The 26,666-nt window shown below is 61.9% G+C and carries 1 protein-coding gene; it reads left to right on the top strand.

Annotation, left to right across the window (positions count from 1 at the left end; genetic code table 11):
* Nucleotides 1–161 precede the first annotated feature (161 nt).
* Complete coding sequence (locus tag PVV54_RS00715) at nt 162–26,651, top strand: immunoglobulin-like domain-containing protein (RefSeq protein WP_274908130.1); 26,490 nt, start codon at nt 162–164, stop codon at nt 26,649–26,651.
* Nucleotides 26,652–26,666: the final 15 nt, after the last annotated feature.

Genomic DNA, 26,666 nt, shown 5'->3' with positions numbered 1-26,666 from the left:
CACGAAGTCAATATTTCGTCGCAAGTTGGCCCACTAAAAGCCAGTGCACGAAAGTTTGACAGAAAAACGATACAGGCACTTTCGAATCATTCCACTTACCACGCTGGAGCCGAGCGCTGGCGGGGCATGGAAGAAACTGGTCGAGTCATCTGGAGAGTCCCATGAGCACTGTTGTAGCCATCGTCAAAAGCATTGTTGGCCAAGTTATCGCGGTTTCCCCAGAAGGCATCCGGCGCGTGCTGGTAGAAGGCGACCGCTTGTTCGCTGGCGAGCAGGTGCTGACCGGCGTTGGTGGCGCTGTGACCTTGCAGCTCGCCGATGGGCGCTACCTGGACCTGGGCCGCGACAGCCAGTGGAGCGCCGATGCCCCTGACAGCAGCACCGACCTCAGCCAGGCAACCGCCCAAGCCGCCCCCTCGGTGGAAGAACTGCAACAAGCGATTCAGGCCGGTGTCGACCCTACCAAGGCACTGGAAGCTACCGCTGCGGGGCCAGCCGCAGCGGGGAGCAGCGGTGCGCTGGGCGGCGGGCACAGTTTCGTGTTGCTCGAAGAAACCGCCGGCCGGGTAGACCCGAACATTGGCTACCCCACCGGCCCGCTCAATTTCAGCGACGGCCTGCGCTTTGAGCAATTCGCCGGGCTGGATGACACGACAGCTACCACCCCAGCAGCCGCTGGCACGGCCGTAGTGCTGAGTGCGACCCCTTCGATCAGCGAAGCAGGTGGGACCATTGTCTACGTCGCTACCGTCGGCCAGGCGCCTATAAGCGAGCTGACGGTGACCTTGTCAAACGGCGCCGTGATCGTGATTGGCGCGGGCCAAACCAGTGGATCGGTGAATGTGCCGGTTGCAGCCAACGATACGGTGTACGTCGATGGCCAGACGGTATCGGCCAACATCACAGGTACCACCGGCGGCGGCCTGCCGATCAGTATTGATGGCACTCCGGCTACAACCCAGATTGTCGATACCCTCGATATCACCACGGCGATCCTCAGCGCCACCCCGACAGTAACCGAGGGTGGGGCCGTCACCTATACCGTCACCTTGAGCAACGTGGCGCAGACAGCGGTGACGGTCACCCTGTCCAACGGCCAGGTCATCGGTATCGCCGCCGGGCAAACCAGTGGCAGCGTCGTACTGCAGACGGCCAACGATGTGTACAGGGGTGATAGCACACTGAGCACCACCATCACGTCGGCAACTGGTGGCAACTTCGAGCTGCTACAGCCCAACCCGACCCCAGTACTGACAGTCGTCAGCGACTCGGCCGACACAAGCACGCTAACCCTGACTGCAACGCCTTCGGTCAGTGAAAACGGCACCATCGTGTACACCGCCAGCCTCTCGGCACCCGTAACCGGCAGCCCGGTACTGGTGAACCTTGCCAATGGGCAGACCATCACCATTGCAGTGGGCCAGAGCACCGGGACGGTCAATGTACCTGTGGGCAATGATGTGTATCAGGGGCAGGGTCAGGTCAGTACCAGCATTACCGGCGTCAGCGGCGGCAACTATGAGAGCCTGGTGCCCGATACGGCGCCGGTCAGCACTGTAATCAACGACACGCAAGACACCACCACGGTTACCCTGAGCGCTACCCCGAGCGTGGCCGAGGGCGGCCAGATCACCTATACCGCGACCCTGAGCAATCCAGGCCAGGGCGCAGTTACTGTGACGCTGAGCAACGGCCAGACCATCGTCATTGCCGCGAACCAGACCTCTGGCAGTGTCAGCATCGCCGCGCCCGGGGATGACCCGTACGTGGATGCCAGCCTGGTCAGCGCGCGTATTACCAATGCCACGGGAGGCAATTTCGAAGTACTGGCAATCAATGGCACACCAGCAGTGACTTCGGTAACCGATACGCCAGATACATCCACGGTAACCCTGACCGCGACGCCTTCTGTCACAGAGGGCGGCACTATCGTGTACACCGCGACAGTCACCGCGCCGGTGACCGGTTCGCCACTTGTGGTGACGTTGGCCAATGGGCAAACCATCAGTATCCCGGTGGGGCAAAGTGCCGGTACCGTCACAACCGCAGTAAGCAACGACGCCTATCAGGGCCATGCCCCGGTCACCAACAATATCGCAAGCGTTGCCGGGGGCAATTACGAGAACCTGGTTGCCAGCCAAGCCCCGGTTACCACTACGGTCAGCGATGTACAGGACACCTCCACGGTATCCCTCACCGCTACGCCGTCGGTCGCCGAGAACGGCACCATTGTCTACACCGCCACGGTTTCAGCGCCGGTTACCGGTAGCCCGCTAGTCGTAAGCCTGGCCAACGGCCAGACCATTACCATTGCCGTGGGCCAGAGCTCCGGCACCGCTACTGCGGCTGTGGATAACGATGTGTATCAAGGCCATGCCTCAGTTACCAACAGCATCAGCGGTGTATCCGGGGGCAGCTACGAAAACCTGGTCGCCAATCAGGCTCCGGTCAGCACCAGCGTCACCGATACCGTCGATGCGACGACGGTTACCCTCACTGCAACGTCTTCCGTAGCTGAAGGAGGAGTGATCACCTACACCGCCAGCCTAGGCGCGCCGGTTACAGGTTCGCCGGTTGTGGTAACCCTGGCCAACGGCCAAACCATCACCATCGCGGTTGGCCAAAGTTCCGGCACCGCCACTGGCGTCGTCACCAATGATGTGTATCAGGGCCACGCACCGGTAACCAACAGCATCACTGGCGTCTCGGGCGGTAATTTCGAAAATCTGGTGGCCAATACCACTCCCGTCAGCACCAGCGTGACGGATGTGCAGGACACCACAACGGTTACCCTCAGCGCCACGCCAAGCGTCGCCGAAGGCGGCTCGATCGTTTACACCGCAACCCTGACCAACGCCTCGCAAACGGCAGTTACCGTTACCCTGAGTAATGGCCAGACCATTATTATTGCGGCCAATCAGTCCTCCGGCAGCGTCGCGGTTGCTGCGCCTGGTGACGACCCGTATGCCGATGGCAGCCAGGTCAGTGCGCATATCACCGGTACGTCAGGGGGGAGTTTTGAAAACGTGGCGTTCAGCAGTACGCCAGCTGTAACTACCGTTTCCGATACCCTCGATACCACCACGGTTACACTCACGGCCACGACCTCGGTTGCCGAAGGCGGCACCATTGTTTACACCGCTGCGGTAAACGCGCCGGTCACCGGCTCGCCGGTTGTGGTCACCCTGGCCAACGGGCAGACCATCACAATCGCCGTAGGCCAAAGCTCCGGTACCGCCACGGGCAGCGTGAGCAATGATGCCTATCAGGGCCATGCTCCTGTCACCAACAACATCACTGGCGTTTCCGGGGGGAATTTCGAAAACCTGGTTGCCAATCAGACGACAGTCAGCACGACTGTCACCGATATTCAGGACACCTCCACGGTCACCCTGACCGCCACGCCGTCGGTGGCCGAGGGCGGCAGCATTGTCTACACAGCAACGGTCAACGCTCCGGTAACCGGCTCTGCGTTGGTGGTGGCTTTGGCCAATGGGCAAACCATCACCATTCCCGTGGGCCAAAGCACCGGCACAACCACTGCAGTCGTCAGCAACGACGTCTATCAGGGCCATGCGCCGGTGAGCAACAGCATCAGCGGGGTCTCTGGCGGTAACTACGAGAACCTGACAGCTAACCAGACGCCTGTCAGCACCACCGTTACCGACGTGCAGGACACAACAACCGTAACATTGACCGCGACCCCAAGCGTTGTCGAAGGTGGCAGTATCACCTACACCGCGACCGTAGGTGCGCCGGTGACCGGTTCACCGGTCGTGGTCACTTTGGCCAATGGGCAGACCATCACCATTCCCGTGGGCCAAAGCGCCGGCACCACTACCAGCACCACAACCAACGATGCCTACCAGGGCCACACCCCGATCACCAACAGCATCAGCGGGGTTTCCGGCGGTAACTTTGAAAGTTTGGTGGCCAACACTGCTCCGGTCAGCACCACCGTGGCTGATACACAGGACACCACCACGGTCTCGCTGTCAGCGACGCCGAGCGTGGCCGAAGGCGGCTCGATCGTTTACACCGCGACCCTGACCAATGCGGCCCAGTCTGCCGTGACCGTCACCCTGAGCAACGGCCAGACCATCACCATTGGCGCCAACCAGACTTCCGGCAGCGTCACCGTGGCTGCACCGGGCGATGATCCGTACGTCGATGCCGGCCAAGTCAGTGCCAAGATCACCAACGCCACCGGGGGCAGCTTCGAGCACCTGGCGATCAACGGTTCGCCAGCAGTGACTAACGTCACCGATACCGTCGATACCACCACCGTCACCCTCACAGCCACCCCGAGCGTTGCAGAAGGCGGAACGATCACCTACACCGCCAGCGTGGGCGCGCCGGTCACCGGTACAGCGGTAGTGGTGACATTGGCCAATGGCCAGAGCATCACCATCCCGGTAGGGCAAAGCGTCGGCACTGTCACCGGCACAGCGACCAACGATGCCTATCAAGGGCATGCGCCCGTCACCAACAGCATCAGCAGTGTCAGCGGCGGTAATTACGAAAGTCTGGTCGCCAACACCGCCACTGTGAGCACCAGTGTGACGGATGTGCAGGACACCACTACCGTCACGCTGACCGCTACCCCATCGGTGGCTGAGAGCGGCACCATCATCTACACCGCTACGTTGGGGTCGCCGGTCACAGGTGTACCTGTGATAGTGACCTTGGCCAACGGCCAGACCATCACCATCCCGGTTGGGCAAAGTTCTGGTACTGCAACCAGTAGCGTGACCAATGATGTCTATCAGGGCCATGCGCCGGTTACTAACAGCATCACAGGGGTTTCGGGCGGTAATTACGAAAATCTGGTCGCTAACACCGCGCAGGTGAGCACCAGTGTGACGGATGTCCAGGACACCACCACGGTTTCCCTGTCGGCCACACCGAGCGTGGCTGAAGGCGGCTTGATCATTTACACCGCTACACTGGCCAATGCCGCCCAGTCGGCCGTTACCGTGACCTTGAGTAATGGTCAGACCATCATCATTGCGGCTAATCAGACTTCCGGAAGCATCAGCGTGGCCGCACCCGGCAACGACCCCTACGTCGATGCAGGCCAAGTCAGTGCCAAGATCACCAATGCCGTCGGCGGCAACTTCGAGAACCTGGCGATCAATAGCGCGCCAGCAGTGACCAACGTCACCGACACCGTCGACACTTCGACCGTGACGTTAACCGCAACGCCGTCAGTGGCCGAAGGCGGCACCATCGTTTACACCGCCAGTGTCAGTGCGGCCGTTACTGGTAGCCCGGTCGTGGTCACGCTGACCAATGGCCAGACCATTACCATTGCCGTGGGTCAGATCTCCGGCACCACCACTGCCGTGGTGAGCAATGACGTTTATCAAGGCCATGCGCCGGTCACCAACAGCATCGGCGCTGTATCCGGGGGGAATTACGAGAACCTTACCGCCAACACTTCAACTGTCAGCACCACCGTTACCGATGTGCAGGACACCACCACCGTCACGCTGACTGCGACCCCATCGGTGGCCGAAGGCGGGACCATCACATACACCGCCAGCATCGGTGCGCCAGTCACCGGTTCGCCGGTTGTGGTCACTCTGGCCAACGGCCAGACCATCACCATTCCGGTTGGCCAAAGCTCCGGTACCGCCACCGGCACGGCTGTGAATGACGTGTATCAGGGCCATGCCCCGATCACCAACAGCATCACAGGGGTTTCGGGCGGCAATTACGAGAACTTGGTGGCCAACACAGGCACGGTCAGCACATCCGTCACCGATGTCCAGGACACCACCACCGTAACCCTCAGCGCGACTCCTTCGGTGGCTGAAGGCGGTAGCATCGTTTACACGGCCATAGTTGGAGCGCCAGTGACTGGTTCCCCGGTCGTGGTTACCTTGACCAATGGCCAGACCATCACCATCGCCGTCGGACAAAGCTCCGGTACCACCACTGCGGTAGTTAGCAACGACGTTTATCAAGGCCATGCGCCGGTCACCAACAGCATCAGCGCTGTGTCCGGCGGAAGTTACGAAAACCTCACCGCCAACACTTCAACTGTCAGCACCACCGTTACCGATGTGCAGGACACCACCACCGTCACGCTGACTGCGACCCCATCGGTGGCCGAAGGCGGGACCATCACCTACACCGCCAGCGTAGGTGCGCCAGTCACCGGTTCGCCGGTTGTTGTCAACCTGGCCAACGGCCAGACCATCACCATTGCGGTCGGCCAAAGCTCCGGTACCGCCACCAGCACGGCTGTGAATGACGTGTATCAGGGCCACGCCCCGGTCACCAACAGCATCACAGGGGTTTCGGGCGGCAACTACGAGAACCTGGTTGCCAACACCGACACCGTCAGCACATCCGTCACCGATGTACAGGACACCACCACCGTAACCTTGAGCGCCACACCGAGCGTGGCCGAGGGCGGAAGTATCGTCTATACGGCGACTGTCGGCGCACCAGTGACTGGCTCGCCGGTCGTAGTCACCCTGACCAATGGCCAGACCATCACCATTGCCGTTGGCCAGAGCACTGGCACGACAACCGCCGTGGTGAGCAACGACGTTTATCAAGGCCATGCGCCGGTCACCAACAGCATCAGCGCTGTGTCCGGCGGAAATTACGAGAACCTGACCGCTAACACCGCAACGGTCAGCACCACCGTTACCGATGTGCAGGACACCACTACGGTGACCCTCACCGCCACCCCATCAGTGGCTGAGGGCGGGACCATCACCTATACCGCCAGCGTCGGTGCACCGGTCACCGGCTCGCCGGTTGTGGTCACCTTGGCCAACGGCCAGACCATTACCATCCCGGTTGGTCAAAGCTCCGGCACTGCCACCGGCACGGCTGTGAATGATGTGTATCAAGGCCACGCTCCGGTCACCAACAGCATTACCAACGTCAGCGGCGGCAACTACGAGAACCTGGTGGCCAACACCGGCACCGTCAGCACCAGCGTGACGGATGTTCAGGACACCACCACCGTGACCCTGAGCGCCACACCGAGCGTGGCGGAGGGCGGAAGCATCATTTACACGGCGACCGTGGGTGCCCCAGTAACCGGCTCCCCGGTCGTGGTCACCCTGACCAATGGCCAGACTATTACCATTGCCGTCGGCCAGAGCTCTGGCACGACCACCGCCGTCGTCAGCAATGACGTGTACCAAGGCCATGCGCCGGTCACCAATAGCATCAGCGCTGTGTCCGGCGGAAATTACGAGAACCTGACCGCCAACACCGCAACCGTCAGCACCACTGTCACGGATGTGCAAGACACCACCACCGTCACCCTGACCGCGACTCCATCGGTAGCTGAAGGCGGCACCATCACCTACACCGCCAGCGTCGGTGCACCGGTGACTGGGTCGCCTGTCGTAGTCACCCTAGCCAACGGCCAGACCATCACGATCCCGGTCGGCCAAAGCTCCGGCACCGCCACCGGCACGGCCGTCAATGACGTCTACCAGGGCCACGCCCCGGTCACCAACAGCATCACAGGGGTTTCGGGGGGAAGTTACGAGAATCTGGTCGCCAACACCGGCACCGTCAGCACCAGCGTGACGGATGTTCAGGACACCACCACCGTGACCCTCAGCGCGACCCCTTCGGTGGCTGAAGGCGGTAGCATCGTTTACACGGCCACAGTCGGAGCGCCAGTGACTGGCTCACCAGTCGTGGTAACCCTGACCAATGGCCAGACCATCACCATTGCTGTGGGCCAAAGCTCTGGCACGACCACCGCCGTCGTCAGCAATGACGTTTATCAAGGCCATGCGCCGGTCACCAACAGCATCAGCGCTGTGTCCGGCGGAAATTACGAGAACCTGACCGCTAACACCGCAACGGTCAGCACCACCGTTACCGATGTGCAGGACACCACTACGGTGACCCTCACCGCCACCCCATCAGTGGCTGAGGGCGGGACCATCACCTATACCGCCAGCGTCGGTGCACCGGTGACTGGGTCGCCTGTCGTAGTCACCCTAGCCAACGGCCAGACCATCACGATCCCGGTCGGCCAAAGCTCCGGCACCGCCACCGGCACGGCCGTGAATGACGTGTATCAGGGCCACGCTCCGGTCACCAACAGCATTACCAACGTCAGCGGCGGCAACTACGAGAACCTGGTGGCCAACACCGGCACCGTCAGCACCAGCGTGACGGATGTTCAGGACACCACCACCGTGACCCTGAGCGCCACACCGAGCGTGGCGGAGGGCGGAAGCATCATTTACACGGCGACCGTGGGTGCCCCAGTAACCGGCTCCCCGGTCGTGGTCACCCTGACCAATGGCCAGACTATTACCATTGCCGTTGGCCAGAGCACTGGCACGACCACCGCCGTCGTCAGCAACGACGTCTATCAAGGCCACGCGCCGGCCACAAACAGCATCAGCAATGTCAGCGGCGGCAGCTATGAGAATCTGGTAGCCAACACAGGCACCGTCAGCACCACCGTTACCGATGTGCAGGACACCACTACGGTGACCCTGACCGCAACGCCATCGGTGGCCGAGGGCGGCACAATCACCTACACCGCCAGCGTCGGTGCACCGGTCACCGGTTCGCCGGTTGTGGTCTCGCTGGCCAACGGCCAGACCATCACCATCCCGATCGGCCAAAGCTCCGGCACCGCTACCGGCACGGCCGTCAATGATGTCTATCAAGGCCACGCCCCAGTCACCAACAGCATCACCGGCGTCAGCGGCGGCAACTACGAGAGCCTGGTCGCCAACACCGGCTCTGTCAGCACATCCGTCACCGACGTGCAGGACACCACCACGGTCTCCTTGTCGGCCACACCGAGCGTGGCCGAGGGCGGCTCGATCGTTTACACCGCCACTCTGACCAATGCTGCGCAGTCGGCTGTCACTGTCACCCTTAGCAATGGCGAAACGATCACCATCGGTGCCAACCAGACCTCCGGCAGTGTCACCATTGCCGCACCCGGTAATGACCCTTACGTCGACGCCGGCCCTGTCAGTGCCAAGATCACCAACGCCACCGGGGGTAACTTCGAAAACCTGGCAGTCAACGGCACGCCAGCGGTGACCAACGTCACCGACACCGTCGATACGACAACCGTCGCACTGACCGCCACCCCAAGCGTTGCAGAGGGCGGCACCATCACCTACACCGCCAGTGTCGGCGCGCCGGTGACTGGCTCGCCTGTCGTGGTCACACTGGCCAACGGCCAAACCATCACAATTGCGGTTGGCCAAAGCACTGGCACAGCCACTGACACCGCGACGAATGATGCCTATCAGGGCCATGCGCCGGTCACCAACAACATCACCAGCGTCAGCGGCGGCAATTACGAGAACCTGGTTGCAAATACCGCTACGGTGAGCACCAGCGTCACAGATGTGCAGGACACAACCACCGTGACCCTGAGCGCCACCCCCAGCGTGGCAGAAGGCGGCACCATCATCTACACGGCTACCGTGGGTACGCCGGTGACTGGCAGCCCGGTCGTGGTCACCCTTACCAACGGCCAGTCCATCACCATTCCGGTTGGCCAGAGTTCGGCCACTACCACTGGCACCGCGACCAACGATGTTTATCAGGGGCATGCCCCGGTGACTAACAGCATCGCGGCAGTTTCAGGAGGCAATTACGAAAACCTGGTCGCCAACACGGGCACCGTCAGTACCAGCGTGACCGATGTACAGGACACCACCACGGTCTCGCTTTCGGCCACTCCGAGCGTCGCCGAAGGCGGTTCGATCGTATATACCGCCACCTTGACGCAGGCAGGCCAGTCGGCAGTCACCGTCACGCTGAGCAACGGCCAGACCATCACCATCGGCGCCAACCAGACCTCTGGCAGCATCACCGTTGCCGCGCCGGGCAACGATCCCTACCTGGACGCCAGCCAGGTGAGTGCGAAGATCACCAATGCCGTCGGTGGCAACTTCGAGAGCCTGGCGATCAACAGCGCGCCAGCAGTGACCAACGTTAGCGATACCATCGACACGTCGACCGTTACGCTGACCGCCTCACAGTCCGTGGTCGAAGGCGGCACCATTGTTTATACCGCCACAGTAACCGCGCCGGTCACCGGCAGCCCCGTCGTGGTTACCCTGACCAACGGGCAAACCATCACTATTGCAGTCGGGCAGAGTTCAGGCACAGCGACGGCGGTGGTGAGCAATGGCGTTTACCATGACCATGCTCCGGTTACCAACAGCATCAGCACGGTCAGCGGCGGTAACTACGAGAACCTGGAAGCAAACAAAACCCAGGTCAGCACCACGGTCACCAGCGACCAGGACACTACCACCGTAACCCTCACCGCGACTCCGAGCGTGGCCGAGGGCGGTACCATCACTTACACCGCCAGCGTCGACGCACCGGTCACCGGCAGCCCGGTCGTGGTGACCCTGGCCAACGGCCAGACCATTACCATCCCGGTCGGGCAAAGCTCCGCCACGGCGACCGGCACAGCTTCCAACGATGTCTACGAAGGTCACACCCCGGTTACCAACAGCATCACGGATGTAAGCGGCGGTGATTACGAGAATCTCGTTGCCAACACGGGCACCGTCAGCACGACTGTCACGGATGTGCAGGACACGACTACCGTCACCCTGACCGCTACACCAACAGTCGCCGAGGGGGGCAACATCGTTTACACGGCTACCGTGGGGGCACCGGTGACCGGTAGCCCCGTGGTGGTCACGCTGACCAACGGCCAGACCATTACCATAGCCGTGGGCCAAAGTACCGGCACAACTACTGCAATTGTCAGCAATGACGCGTATCAGGGACATGCTCCGGTCACCAACAGCATCAGTAGCGTCTCTGGTGGGAGTTACGAGAGCCTGGTGGCAAATCAGGCACCGGTCAGCACCAGCGTCACGGATGTGCAAGACACCACTACGGTGACCCTCACCGCCACCCCATCCGTGGCTGAAGGCGGGACCATCACCTATACCGCGAGCGTCGGTGCACCGGTCACCGGTTCGCCGGTTGTGGTCTCCCTGGCCAACGGCCAGACCATTACCATCCCGGTCGGCCAAAGCTCGGGCACCGCCACCGGCACTGCCATCAATGACGTTTACCAAGGCCACGCACCGGTCACCAATAGCATCACGGGAGTTTCGGGCGGAAATTACGAGAACCTGGTCGCCGACACCGGCACGGTCAGCACCAGCGTGACGGATGTTCAGGACACCTCCACCGTGACCCTGAGCGCCACGCCCAGCGTGGCCGAAGGCGGTTCGATCGTCTACACCGCCACAGTAGGCGCCCCAGTGACTGGCTCGCCAGTCGTGGTCACCCTGACCAATGGCCAGACCATTACCATCGCCGTCGGCCAAAGCACTGGCACGACCACTGCTGTCGTCAGCAATGACGTCTATCAGGGCCATGCGCCGGTCACCAATAGCATCAGCGCCGTGTCCGGGGGGAATTACGAGAACCTGGTAGCCAACACCGCAACCGTCAGCACCAACGTCACGGATGTGCAGGACACCACCACGGTGACCCTGACCGCAACGCCATCGGTGGCCGAGGGCGGCACCATCACCTACACCGCCAGCGTCGGCGCACCGGTGACCGGGTCGCCAGTCGTGGTTAACCTGGCCAACGGCCAGACCATCACCATCCCGGTTGGCCAAAGCTCCGGTACCGCCACCGGCACGGCTGTGAATGATGTGTATCAGGGCCACGCCCCTGTCACCAACAGCATCACAGGGGTTTCGGGCGGCAACTACGAGAACCTGGTGGCCAACACCGGCACCGTCAGCACATCCGTCACTGATGTTCAGGACACCACCACCGTAACCCTCAGCGCGACCCCTTCGGTGGCTGAAGGCGGTAGCATCGTTTACACGGCCACAGTCGGAGCGCCAGTGACTGGCTCACCAGTCGTGGTCACCCTGACCAATGGCCAGAGCATCACCATTGCCGTTGGCCAGAGCACTGGCACGACCACCGCCGTCGTCAGCAACGACGTCTATCAAGGCCATGCGCCGGTCACCAACAGCATCAGCGCTGTGTCCGGCGGAAATTACGAGAACCTGACCGCTAACACCGCAACGGTCAGCACCACCGTTACCGATGTGCAGGACACCACTACGGTGACCCTCACTGCCACCCCATCGGTGGCTGAAGGCGGCACCATCACCTACACCGCCAGCGTCGGTGCGCCGGTCACCGGGTCGCCTGTCGTGGTCACCTTGGCCAACGGCCAGACCATCACCATTGCGGTCGGCCAAAGCTCGGGCACCGCCACTGGCACGGCCGTTAACGACGTCTATCAGGGCCACGCCCCTGTCACCAACAGCATCACCAACGTCAGCGGCGGAAACTACGAGAACCTGGTTGCCAACACCGGCACCGTCAGCACATCCGTCACCGATGTCCAGGACACCACCACGGTTTCACTGTCGGCGACGCCAAGCGTTGCCGAAGGCGGTTCGATCGTTTACACCGCCACCCTGACCAATGCGGCGCAGTCTGCCGTCACCGTCACCCTGAGCAACGGCCAGACCATCACCATTGGTGCCAACCAGACTTCCGGCAGCGTCACCGTGGCTGCACCGGGCGATGATCCGTACGTCGATGCGGGCCAAGTCAGTGCCAAGATCACCAATGCCACCGGGGGCAACTTCGAGAACCTGGCGATCAATAGCGCGCCAGCAGTGACCAACGTTACCGATACCATCGACACCACCACCGTCACGCTGACCGCGACTCCGTCGGTGGCTGAAGGCGGCACCATCACCTACACCGCCAGCGTCGGTGCACCGGTTACTGGGTCGCCTGTCGTGGTCACCCTGACCAACGGCCAGACCATCACTATCCCGGTCGGCCAAAGCTCCGGCACCGCCACCGGCACGGCTGTGAATGACGTTTATCAGGGCCATGCGCCGGTCACCAACAGCATCACCAACGTCAGCGGCGGCAACTACGAGAACCTGGTCGCCAACACGGCAACCGTCAGCACTACCGTCACCGATGTGCAGGACACCACTACGGTGACCCTGACCGCAACTCCATCAGTAGCTGAAGGCGGCACTATCACCTACACCGCCAGCGTCGGTGCGCCGGTGACCGGTTCGCCAGTCGTGGTCACGCTGGCCAACGGCCAGACCATTACCATCCCGGTCGGCCAAAGCTCCGGCACCGCCACCGGGACGGCCGTCAATGACGTCTACCAGGGCCACGCCCCGGTCACCAACAGCATCACAGGGGTTTCGGGCGGAAATTACGAGAATCTGGTCGCCAACACCGGCACGGTCAGCACCAGCGTGACCGATGTGCAGGACACCACCACGGTTTCGCTGTCGGCGACACCGAGCGTGGCTGAAGGTGGCTCGATCGTTTATACCGCGACGCTGACCAACGCTGCGCAGTCGGCAGTCACTGTCACCCTGAGCAACGGTCAAACCATCACCATTGCCGCCAACCAGACCTCCGGCAGTGTCACCGTGGCCGCGCCGGGCGATGATCCGTACGTGGATGCTGGGCAAGTCAGTGCGAAAATCACCAATGCCACGGGAGGCAACTTCGAGAACCTGGCAATCAATAGCGCGCCAGCAGTAACCAACGTCACCGATACCGTCGACACCAGCACCGTCACGCTCACCGCGACTCCATCGGTAGCCGAGGGTGGCACCATCATCTATACCGCAAGCGTCAGTGCGGCGGTGACCGGTAGCCCCGTCGTAGTGACCCTGACCAATGGCCAGACCATCACCATTGCCGTGGGTCAGAGCTCCGGCACCACCACCGCCGTGGTGAGCAATGACGTCTATCAAGGTCATGCGCCGGTCACCAACAGCATCAGCGCTGTTTCGGGGGGAAATTACGAGAATCTGGTCGCCAACACCGCAACCGTCAGCACCACAGTCACGGATGTGCAAGACACCACCACCGTCACCCTGACCGCCACCCCATCGGTGGCCGAGGGCGGCACCATCACCTACACCGCCAGCGTCGGTGCACCGGTCACCGGCTCGCCGGTTGTGGTCACCCTGGCCAACGGCCAGACCATTACCATCCCGGTTGGTCAAAGCTCCGGCACTGCCACCGGCACGGCTGTGAATGATGTGTATCAAGGCCACGCTCCGGTCACCAACAGCATTACCAACGTCAGCGGCGGCAACTACGAGAACCTGGTGGCCAACACCGGCACCGTCAGCACCAGCGTGACGGATGTTCAGGACACCACCACCGTGACCCTGAGCGCCACACCGAGCGTGGCGGAGGGCGGAAGCATCATTTACACGGCGACCGTGGGTGCCCCAGTAACCGGCTCCCCGGTCGTGGTCACCCTGACCAATGGCCAGACTATTACCATTGCCGTCGGCCAGAGCTCTGGCACGACCACCGCCGTCGTCAGCAATGACGTGTACCAAGGCCATGCGCCGGTCACCAATAGCATCAGCGCTGTGTCCGGCGGAAATTACGAGAACCTGACCGCCAACACCGCAACCGTCAGCACCACTGTCACGGATGTGCAAGACACCACCACCGTCACCCTGACCGCGACTCCATCGGTAGCTGAAGGCGGCACCATCACCTACACCGCCAGCGTCGGTGCACCGGTGACTGGGTCGCCTGTCGTAGTCACCCTAGCCAACGGCCAGACCATCACGATCCCGGTCGGCCAAAGCTCCGGCACCGCCACCGGCACGGCCGTCAATGACGTCTACCAGGGCCACGCCCCGGTCACCAACAGCATTACCAATGTCAGCGGCGGCAACTACGAGAACCTGGTGGCCAACACCGGCACCGTCAGCACCAGCGTGACGGATGTTCAGGACACCACCACCGTAACCCTCAGCGCGACCCCTTCGGTGGCTGAAGGCGGTAGCATCGTTTACACGGCCACAGTCGGAGCGCCAGTGACTGGCTCACCAGTCGTGGTCACCCTGACCAATGGCCAGAGCATCACCATTGCCGTTGGCCAGAGCACTGGCACGACCACCGCCGTCGTCAGCAATGACGTGTACCAGGGCCACGCCCCGGTCACCAACAGCATCAGCAATGTCAGCGGCGGCAGCTATGAGAATCTGGTAGCCAACACAGGCACCGTCAGCACCACCGTTACCGATGTGCAGGACACCACTACGGTGACCCTGACCGCAACGCCATCGGTGGCCGAGGGCGGCACAATCACCTACACCGCCAGCGTCGGCGCACCGGTGACCGGGTCGCCAGTCGTGGTTAACCTGGCCAACGGCCAGACCATCACCATCCCGGTTGGCCAAAGCTCCGGCACTGCCACCGGCACGGCTGTGAATGACGTCTACCAGGGCCACGCCCCGGTCACCAACAGCATCACAGGGGTTTCGGGCGGAAATTACGAGAATCTGGTCGCCAACACCGGCACGGTCAGCACCAGCGTGACCGATGTGCAGGACACCACCACGGTTTCCCTGTCGGCCACACCGAGCGTGGCTGAAGGTGGCTCGATCGTTTATACCGCGACGCTGACTAACGCTGCGCAGTCCGCAGTCACTGTCACCCTGAGCAACGGTCAAACCATCACCATTGCCGCCAATCAGACCTCCGGCAGTGTCACCGTGGCCGCGCCGGGCGACGACCCGTACGTCGATGCTGGGCAAGTCAGTGCGAAAATCACCAATGCCACGGGAGGCAACTTCGAGAACCTGGCGATCAATAGCGCGCCAGCAGTGACCAACGTCACCGATACCGTCGACACTTCGACCGTGACGTTAACCGCCACGCCGTCAGTGGCCGAAGGCGGCACCATCGTTTACACCGCCAGTGTCAGTGCGGCCGTTACTGGTAGCCCGGTCGTGGTCACGCTGACCAATGGCCAGACCATTACCATTGCCGTGGGTCAGAGCTCCGGCACCACCACTGCCGTGGTGAGCAATGACGTTTATCAAGGCCATGCGCCGGTCACCAACAGCATCGGCGCTGTATCCGGGGGGAATTACGAGAACCTGGTAGCCAACACCGCAACCGTCAGCACCAACGTCACGGATGTGCAGGACACCACCACGGTGACCCTCACCGCCACTCCATCAGTGGCTGAGGGCGGAACCATCACCTACACCGCCAGCGTCGGTGCACCGGTCACCGGCTCGCCGGTTGTGGTCACCTTGGCCAACGGCCAGACCATTACCATCCCGGTTGGTCAAAGCTCCGGCACTGCCACCGGCACGGCTGTGAATGACGTGTATCAAGGCCACGCTCCGGTCACCAACAGCATTACCAATGTCAGCGGCGGCAACTACGAGAACCTGGTGGCCAACACCGGCACCGTCAGCACATCCGTCACTGATGTTCAGGACACCACCACCGTAACCCTGAGCGCGACCCCTTCGGTGGCTGAAGGCGGTAGCATCGTTTACACGGCCACAGTCGGAGCGCCAGTGACTGGCTCACCAGTCGTGGTCACCCTGACCAATGGCCAGACCATCACCATTGCTGTGGGCCAAAGCTCTGGCACGACCACCGCCGTCGTCAGCAACGACGTCTATCAAGGCCATGCGCCGGTCACCAACAGCATCAGCGCTGTGTCCGGCGGAAATTACGAGAACCTGACCGCTAACACCGCAACGGTCAGCACCACCGTTACCGATGTGCAGGACACCACTACGGTGACCCTCACTGCCACCCCATCAGTGGCTGAGGGCGGGACCATCACCTATACCGCCAGCGTCGGTGCACCGGTCACCGGCTCGCCGGTCGTGGTCACCCTGGCCAACGGCCAAATCATCACTATCCCGGTTGGTCAAAGCTCCGGCACTGCCACCGGCACGGCCGTTAACGACGTGTATCAGGGCCATGCGCCGGTCACCAACAGCATTACCAATGTCAGCGGCGGCAACTACGAGAACCTGGTGGCCAACACCGGCACCGTCAGCACCAGCGTGACGGATGTTCAGGACACCACCACCGTGACCCTGAGCGCCACACCGAGCGTGGCGGAGGGCGGAAGCATCATTTACACGGCGACCGTGGGTGCCCCAGTAACCGGCTCCCCGGTCGTGGTCACCCTGACCAATGGCCAGACTATTACCATTGCCGTCGGCCAGAGCTCTGGCACGACCAGCGCCGTCGTCAGCAATGACGTGTACCAGGGCCACGCCCCGGTCACCAACAGCATCAGCAATGTCAGCGGCGGCAGCTATGAGAATCTGGTAGCCAACACAGGCACCGTCAGCACCACCGTTACCGATGTGCAGGACACCACTACCGTCACGCTGACTGCGACCCCATCGGTGGCCGAAGGCGGCACCATCACCTACACCGCCAGCGTCGGTGCACCGGTGACCGGCTCGCCGGTTGTGGTCACCTTGGCCAACGGCCAGACCATCACTATCCCGGTCGGCCAAAGCTCCGGCACCGCCACCGGCACTGCTGTCAACGATGTCTACCAAGGCCACGCTCCCGTGACCAACAGCATCACCAACGTCAGCGGCGGCAACTACGAGAGCCTGGTTGCCAACACCGGCACCGTCAGCACATCCGTCACCGATGTACAGGACACCACCACGGTTTCCTTGTCGGCGACGCCAAGCGTGGCCGAAGGCGGTTCGATCGTTTACACCGCTACCCTGACCAATGCGGCGCAGTCTGCCGTCACCGTCACCCTGAGCAACGGCCAGACCATCACCATTGGTGCCAACCAGACCTCCGGCAGTGTCACCGTGGCTGCACCGGGCGATGATCCGTACGTCGATGCCGGCCAAGTCAGTGCCAAGATCACCAACGCCACCGGGGGCAACTTCGAAAACCTGGCGATCAATAGCACCTCAGCGATCACCAACGTCACCGATACCATCGACACCACCACCGTAACGCTGACCGCGACTCCGTCGGTGGCTGAAGGCGGCACCATCACCTACACCGCCAGCGTCGGTGCACCGGTCACCGGCTCGCCGGTCGTGGTCACCCTGGCCAACGGCCAGACCATCACTATCCCGGTTGGTCAAAGCTCCGGCACTGCCACCGGCACGGCCGTTAACGACGTGTATCAGGGCCATGCGCCGGTCACCAACAGCATCACCAACGTCAGTGGCGGCAACTACGAGAATCTGGTCGCGAACACCGGCACGGTCAGCACCAGCGTGACCGACGTGCAGGACACCACCACGGTTTCGCTGTCGGCGACGCCAAGCGTGGCCGAAGGCGGTTCGATCGTTTACACCGCCACCCTGACCAATGCGGCGCAGTCTGCCGTCACCGTCACCCTGAGCAACGGCCAGACCATCACCATTGGTGCCAACCAGACTTCCGGCAGCGTCACCGTGGCTGCACCGGGCGATGATCCGTACGTCGATGCGGGCCAAGTCAGTGCCAAGATCACCAATGCCACCGGGGGCAACTTCGAGAACCTGGCGATCAATAGCGCGCCAGCAGTGACCAACGTTACCGATACCATCGACACCACCACCGTCACGCTGACCGCGACTCCGTCGGTGGCTGAAGGCGGCACCATCACCTACACCGCCAGCGTCGGTGCACCGGTCACCGGCTCGCCGGTTGTGGTCACCTTGGCCAACGGCCAGACCATTACCATCCCGGTCGGCCAAAGCTCCGGCACCGCCACCGGCACGGCTGTGAATGACGTTTATCAGGGCCATGCGCCGGTCACCAACAGCATCACCAACGTCAGCGGCGGGAACTACGAGAACCTGGTCGAGAACAAGACCGCTGTCAGCACCACTGTATCCGACGTGCAAGACACCACCACGGTTTCGCTCTCGGCGACGCCGAGCGTGGCCGAAGGCGGATCGATCGTTTATACCGCGACGCTGACCAATGCGGCGCAGTCTGCCGTCACCGTTACTCTGAGCAACGGCCAGACCATCACCATTGCCGCCAACCAGACCTCCGGCAGCGTCACCGTGGCCGCGCCGGGCGATGATCCATATGTGGATGCGGGTCAGGTCAGTGCCAAGATCACCAACGCCACCGGTGGCAACTTCGAGAACCTGGCGATCAATAGCGCGCCAGCAGTGACCAACGTCACCGATACCGTCGACACCAGCACCGTCACGCTCACCGCGACTCCGTCGGTGGCTGAAGGCGGCACCATCACCTACACCGCCAGCGTCGGTGCACCGGTCACCGGCTCGCCGGTTGTGGTCACCTTGGCCAACGGCCAGACCATTACCATCCCGGTCGGCCAAAGCTCCGGCACCGCCACCGGCACGGCTGTGAATGACGTTTATCAGGGCCATGCGCCGGTCACCAACAGCATCACCAACGTCAGCGGCGGGAACTACGAGAACCTGGTCGAGAACAAGACCGCTGTCAGCACCACTGTATCCGACGTGCAAGACACCACCACGGTTTCGCTCTCGGCGACGCCGAGCGTGGCCGAAGGCGGATCGATCGTTTATACCGCGACGCTGACCAATGCGGCGCAGTCTGCCGTCACCGTTACTCTGAGCAACGGCCAGACCATCACCATTGCCGCCAACCAGACCTCCGGCAGCGTCACCGTGGCCGCGCCGGGCGATGATCCATATGTGGATGCGGGTCAGGTCAGTGCCAAGATCACCAACGCCACCGGTGGCAACTTCGAGAACCTGGCGATCAATAGCGCGCCAGCAGTGACCAACGTCACCGATACCGTCGACACCAGCACCGTCACGCTCACCGCGACTCCATCGGTAGCCGAGGGTGGCACCATCATCTATACCGCAAGCGTCAGTGCGGCGGTGACCGGTAGCCCCGTCGTAGTGACCCTGACCAATGGCCAGACCATCACCATTGCCGTGGGTCAGAGCTCCGGCACCACCACCGCCGTGGTGAGCAATGACGTCTATCAAGGCCATGCGCCAGTCACCAACAGCATCAGCGCTGTGTCCGGCGGAAATTACGAGAACTTGGTCGCCAACACGGCAACCGTCAGCACCACAGTCACAGATGTGCAAGACACCACCACCGTCACCCTGACCGCCACCCCCTCGGTGGCCGAAGGCGGCACCATCACCTACACCGCCAGCGTCGGTGCGCCGGTGACCGGCTCGCCAGTCGTAGTCACCCTGGCCAACGGCCAGACCATCACCATTCCCGTCGGCCAAAGCTCCGGTACCGCCACCGGCACGGCCGTCAACGACGTGTATCAAGGTCACGCCCCGGTCACCAACAGCATCACCAATGTCAGCGGCGGCAACTACGAGAACCTGGTCGCGAACACCGGCACGGTCAGCACCAGCGTGACCGACGTGCAGGACACCACCACGGTTTCACTGTCGGCGACGCCAAGCGTTGCCGAAGGCGGTTCGATCGTTTACACCGCCACCCTGACCAATGCTGCCCAATCGGCAGTCACCGTCACCCTGAGCAACGGCCAGACCATCACCATTGCCGCCAACCAGACTTCCGGCAGCGTCACCGTGGCTGCACCGGGCGATGATCCATATGTGGATGCGGGCCAAGTCAGTGCCAAGATCACCAATGCCACCGGGGGCAACTTCGAGAACCTGGCGATCAATAGCACCTCAGCGATCACCAACGTCACCGATACCATCGACACCACCACCGTAACGCTGACCGCGACTCCGTCGGTGGCTGAAGGCGGCACCATCACCTACACCGCCAGCGTCGGTGCACCGGTGACTGGGTCGGCTGTCGTGGTCACCCTGGCCAACGGCCAGACCATCACCATTCCCGTCGGCCAAAGCTCCGGTACCGCCACCGGCACAGCCGTCAACGACGTGTATCAAGGTCACGCCCCGGTCACCAACAGCATCACCAATGTCAGCGGCGGCAACTACGAGAACCTGGTTGCTAACACCAGCTCCGTCAGCACCAGCGTGACCGATGTACAGGACACCACCACGGTTTCCTTGTCGGCGACGCCAAGCGTGGCCGAAGGCGGTTCGATCGTTTACACCGCCACCCTGACCAATGCTGCCCAATCGGCAGTCACCGTCACCCTGAGCAACGGCCAGACCATCACCATTGCCGCCAACCAGACTTCCGGCAGCGTCACCGTGGCTGCACCGGGCGATGATCCATATGTGGATGCGGGCCAAGTCAGTGCCAAGATCACCAACGCCACCGGGGGCAACTTCGAGAACCTGGCGATCAATAGCACCTCAGCGATCACCAACGTTACCGATACCATCGACACCACCACGGTCACGCTAACTGCCACCCCATCGGTGGCTGAAGGCGGCACTATCACCTACACCGCCAGCGTTGGCGCACCGGTGACCGGTTCTCCGGTTGTAGTCACCCTGGCCAACGGTCAGACCATCACCATTGCAGTCGGCCAGAGTTCGGGCACCGCCACGGGTACTGCTGTCAACGATGTCTACCAAGGCCACGCACCGGTCACCAACAGCATCACCAACGTCAGCGGCGGAAACTACGAGAACCTGGTCGCGAACAAGACCGCTGTCAGTACCACTGTCACGGATGTGCAGGACACCACCACGGTTTCGCTGTCGGCAACCCCAAGCGTGGCCGAAGGCGGCTCGATCGTTTACACCGCGACGCTGACCAATGCGGCCCAGTCTGCCGTCACGGTTACTCTGAGCAACGGTCAAACCATTACCATTGCCGCCAATCAGACCTCCGGCAGCGTCACCGTAGCTGCACCGGGTGATGATCCATACGTGGATGCGGGTCAGGTCAGTGCCAAAATCACCAACGCCACCGGGGGCAACTTCGAGAACCTGGCGATCAATAGCACCTCAGCGATCACCAACGTTACCGATACCATCGACACCACTACCGTCACGCTGACCGCGACCCCATCCGTAGCTGAGGGCGGCACCATCATCTACACCGCAACCGTCAGCGCACCGGTCACCGGTAGCCCGGTCCTGGTCGCTCTGGCTAACGGCCAGACCATTACCATTGCGGTCGGCCAAAGCTCTGGTACTGCTACCGGAGCTGCGATCAACGATGTGTATCAGGGACACGCGCCGGTCACCAATAGCATCACCGGCGTGAGCGGCGGCAACTACGAGAACCTGGTCGCCAACCAGACGGCCGTCAGCACCACGGTCACCGATGTGCAGGACACCACCACCGTTACGCTGACCGCTACCCCATCGGTGGCTGAAGGTGGCACCATCACCTACACCGCCAGCGTCGGCGCGCCAGTGACCGGGTCACCAGTCGTGGTCACGCTGGCCAACGGTCAGACCATCACTATCCCGGTCGGCCAAAGCTCCGGCACTGCCACTGGTACTGTGACCAACGACGTCTACCAGGGCCACGCACCAGTCACCAACAGCATTACCGGCGTCAGTGGCGGCAGCTATGAGAACCTGGTCGCCAGCTCCGCTACGGTGAGCACCACCGTGACGGATGTGCAGGACACTACGACCGTCACTCTTTCCGCCACGCCAAGCGTGGCCGAAGGTGGCACCATCATTTACACCGCAACCGTCAGCGCACCGGTAACCGTAACCCCGGTGGTGGTGACACTGACCAACGGCCAGACCATCAACATTGCCGTCGGCCAGTCCACGGGGACCGCCACCGGCACGGTGACCAACGATGTTTATCAGGGCCACACGCCGGTCACCAACAGCATCAGCAGCGTCAGCGGTGGTAGCTACGAGAACCTGGTGGCAAACAAAAGTGTCATCAGCACCAGCGTCCTTGATGTGCAGGACAACACAACGGTAACGCTCACCGCCACGCCGACCGTTGCCGAAGGTGGCCAGATCGTCTACACCGCGACCCTTACCAACCCAGCGCAGACAGCAGTCACCGTGACGCTGAGCAACGGCCAGACCATCACCATCGCGGCCAACCAGTCTTCCGGAAGCGTCACCGTGGCCGCCCCTGTCGACGATGTCTACATCGACGCGACCACACTCAGTACCACCATTACCACTGCCACCGGCGGCAACTTCGAAAACCTGGTGATCAACCCCGCGCCAGCAGTCACCGCAGTGACTGACACGCTGAACAACACCACGCTCAGCATCAGCGGCTCGGCCACGGTCGCCGAAGGCAACAACGGCACCTACACCCTGACGCTGACCAGCGCGCCGCAAACCGATGTGATCGTCAAACTCAGCTACAGCGGCACTGCCACCAACGGTGTGGACTACACCGGGGTGGCCACTGTGACGATCAAGGCCAACAGCAACCAGGCCACCTTTACCATCCCCACGATCAAGGACAACGTCACCGAGGGTACAGAGCAGTTCACTATCAAGATCGACTCGGCCACGGGCGGCAACTTCGAAGGGTTGGTTGTAAGCAGCACAGCAGGCAGCGTCACCACCCAGCTGTATGAGCCTGCCCCGGTGCTGGACCTGGATGCCAACGATTCCAGTGGCAAATCCGGCGCGGATTACCAGACCACCTTTATCGAGAACGGCAGTGGCAACTCGATCAGTGACCTGGATATTTCCATCACCGACTTCGACAGCAGCCAGCTGACCGGCGCCACCGTCACCCTGACCAACCGCCTGGCTGGCGATGCGCTCAATCTCGGCAACAGCGTCACTGGCATCACCATCAGCTCCAGCGTTACCGATGGCAAAATTGTGCTCACACTTAGTGGCACGGCAACGCTCGCCGACTACATGCAGGCGATCAAGAACATCACCTTCGTCAATACCAGCGAGGACCCGAGCACAACCCCTCGCGTGATAACGGTGACGGTGACCGATGGCGTAAACGTGTCCAACACCGCGACCACCACGGTCAACGTGGTGGCAGTCAACGACGCTCCGGTTTCCACTGGCGGCGCCGTGACCGGCACCGAGGACACCGACCTGGTGTTGAACTGGAGCAACTTCAACGTCACTGACGTCGACAGCGCGACTTCCAGCCTGGGCGTAACTATCACCCAACTTCCGACGCTGGGCAGCCTCAAGTACTACAACGGCACGGCTTGGGTAAATGTGACGGTCAACCAGACCGTGAGCCAGGCCGATATCGCGGCCGGCAAGCTGAAGTTCGTGCCGCTGGCCAACCAGTCCGGTGCCGATGGTTATGGCGGTACAGCAGTGGGCAATAAACAGGCTGACTACGCGCAGCTGAAGTACAAGCCTACCGATGGCGTGACGCCTGGCAGCGAAACCACACTGAAAGTGGACATCACCCCGGTCGCCGACAAACCGGACCTGAGCATTGGCAGCGCCAACGTCAACTCCCTGGGCCTGACCAAGGAAACCTGGACCACGCTCACGGGCTTGGGCACCAATGGCAATGGTATTACCGGCGATGCGCTGAAGACGGTATTCAGCAACTCCGGAAACGCCACCAAGAGCGAAACCACCACCAACGTACAGTCTGACGCCAGTGTGGCCGCTCAAAGCGGTTCCAAAACGTCCGGCCTGATCTACATGGAAGCAGGCAAGACCTATACCTTCAGCGGCACCGCCGACGACAGCCTTTTGGTCAACATTGGCGGCAAAACCGTGGTCACGGCCACTTGGGGCAGCGGCGCCGGTGTCGTGGCGGGCACCTTTACCCCGACCGTCAGCGGCTACTACACCCTAGAGATCTACCACGCCAACCAGTCTGGCCCAGGGAGCTATGACGTAAACGTCAAGGTCGGTAGCGGGCTGGTCACTGACCTGAACAGCGCCAACATCCCGATGTACCCTAATGTGACCGAGTTGGGTAACGCCGGGGTCACCGTATCCGACCTGCACGGCAGTAATGGTCAGGGTTACTACGATGGCTTCAAACTCAACGAAGGGCCGGAGAACGGCAGCGTCAAGCTGGCGGGCATTACCACCGCATTGACCGATACCGACGGCTCCGAGACGCTCAGCGTCAAACTTGCCGGCATCCCGGTGGGCTCTGTGATCAGCGACAATGCCGGGCACAGCATCACGGTCGGCAGTACTGCGGTCGATGTGACCGGCTGGACACTGACCAGCCTGTCGATCAAGACGCCTGCCTACTACAGCGGGCAGTTCGATGTGAAGGTCACCTCCACATCCACGGAATCCGTCGGTGGCAGCTTTGCCACCAACGAGGGCACGATCAAGGTTACGGTTTACCCGGAAACCTACTCCACCAGCACCCTGACCACCGCCAGCGACACCTCGAGCGGAACGGTCGGCAACGACATCATCATCGCCGATGTTGCCGGCCTGCACATGGCCCCTGGCAAAGACTACAACGTAGCGTTCATCGTCGACACTTCAGGCAGCATGGGGAGTGCCGGCATTGAAGCCACCAAGGCCTCGCTGGAGACCGTGTTCAAGACCATGCTGGCACAGGACAAAGCCATGGGCGTGGGAACCGTCAACGTGCTGCTGGTGGACTTCGCCACGCAGGTCAAGAGCACGGTATCGGTCACCCTCAACGACGCCGGCCTGAAAACCCTGCTCACCGCCCTGGGCACAATGAGTTCGGAGGGCGGCACCAACTACGAAGACGCGTTCAAGACCACCGCCAACTGGTTCCAGAACCTCAAGACGGCCGGTAACACTGGCACCAACCAGACCTTCTTCCTCACCGATGGCCAGCCGACCTACTACCAGACCAGCGAGCAGACCAACCCGACGCTGGCCAACAGCTCGGTCAAGCTCGACACGTTCCTCAGCAATATCAGCTACAAGTCGGGCGACACTGTGACCAACTACTCGCTGGACACCACCAACCGGGTGTCGATCGACAGCGCCGGCAAGCTCACGGCAGAAACCCGCAGCTTCGACCTTACGACCCTGAGCTACAAGTGGAGCGCAGTGACCACCGGCAACATCCGCGCAGAGGGCAATGGCGGCTACGAGCTGTCGACCCGTGCTGGTACCGGCAGCACCACCACCAGCGACACCCTGACCAACGCCACCGACAGCTTCAAATTGCTCTCGGCACTGTCCGCCGTGGAAGCTATCGGCATTGGCACGGGCATCAGCACCAATGACCTGAAACCTTTCGACACCGACAGCGTGCCACAAACCAACGTCGACGCGACCAAGCTGGCCGATGCAATCCTCGGCCACACCGATGCGACGGTTGCAGGTGCCGACAAGATCGATGGCGGCGATGGGCACGACATCATCTTCGGCGACCTGGTCAGCTTCGATTCGATACCCGGCAGCGGGGTGGAAGCCGTCCAGGCGTTCGTGGCGACAAAACTTGGTGTGGACGCCAGTACGGTGGATGCGAAAGTCATGCACCAGTACATCACCGAGCATTACACCGAGTTCGACCTTTCGCGCACTAACGACGGCGCCGATACCTTGATGGGCGGGGGCGGCAATGACGTGATCTTCGGCCAGGGTGGCAACGATTACATTGATGGCGGCAAAGGCAACGACATCTTGCTGGGCGGCACCGGCAATGACACCTTGCTCGGTGGCGAGGGCAACGATTTGCTCTTCGGTGGAGCCGGCAACGATAGCCTGACTGGCGGTAAGGGCAACGACATTCTGAGCGGTGGCGCGGGTGCCGATACCTTTGTCTGGAAAATCGGCGACATAGGCCAGGACGTGATCAAGGACTTCAAGCTGAGCGAGGGCGACCGCCTTGACCTTACCGACTTGCTGCAAGGTGAGCGTGGCACGACGATCGACAACTACCTGAAAATCACCACGGTGGGTGGTGAATCGACCCTGCAGATCAGTACCGAGGGCAAGTTGAACGCTGCAGGTGGCCTGGCCAATGCCGATGTATCAATCAAGCTGGAAGGGGTTAACTGGTCAAGTACCACGATCAACTCATTGATCAGCGGCGCCGACCCGACCATCAAGATCGACAACAACAACAGCTGACCGGCAGGCGCAGCG

This window comes from Pseudomonas sp. PSKL.D1 (genome assembly GCF_028898945.1).
Taxonomy (GTDB): domain Bacteria; phylum Pseudomonadota; class Gammaproteobacteria; order Pseudomonadales; family Pseudomonadaceae; genus Aquipseudomonas.
Note: the sequence above shows the minus strand (reverse complement) of the source record. Positions and strands in the feature narration are given on the sequence as shown.

Excerpts from the sequence above, each read along its gene's own strand:
- PVV54_RS00715 (WP_274908130.1), top strand. The coding sequence starts at position 162 with ATGAGCACTGTTGTAGCCATCGTCAAAAGCATTGTTGGCCAAGTTATC.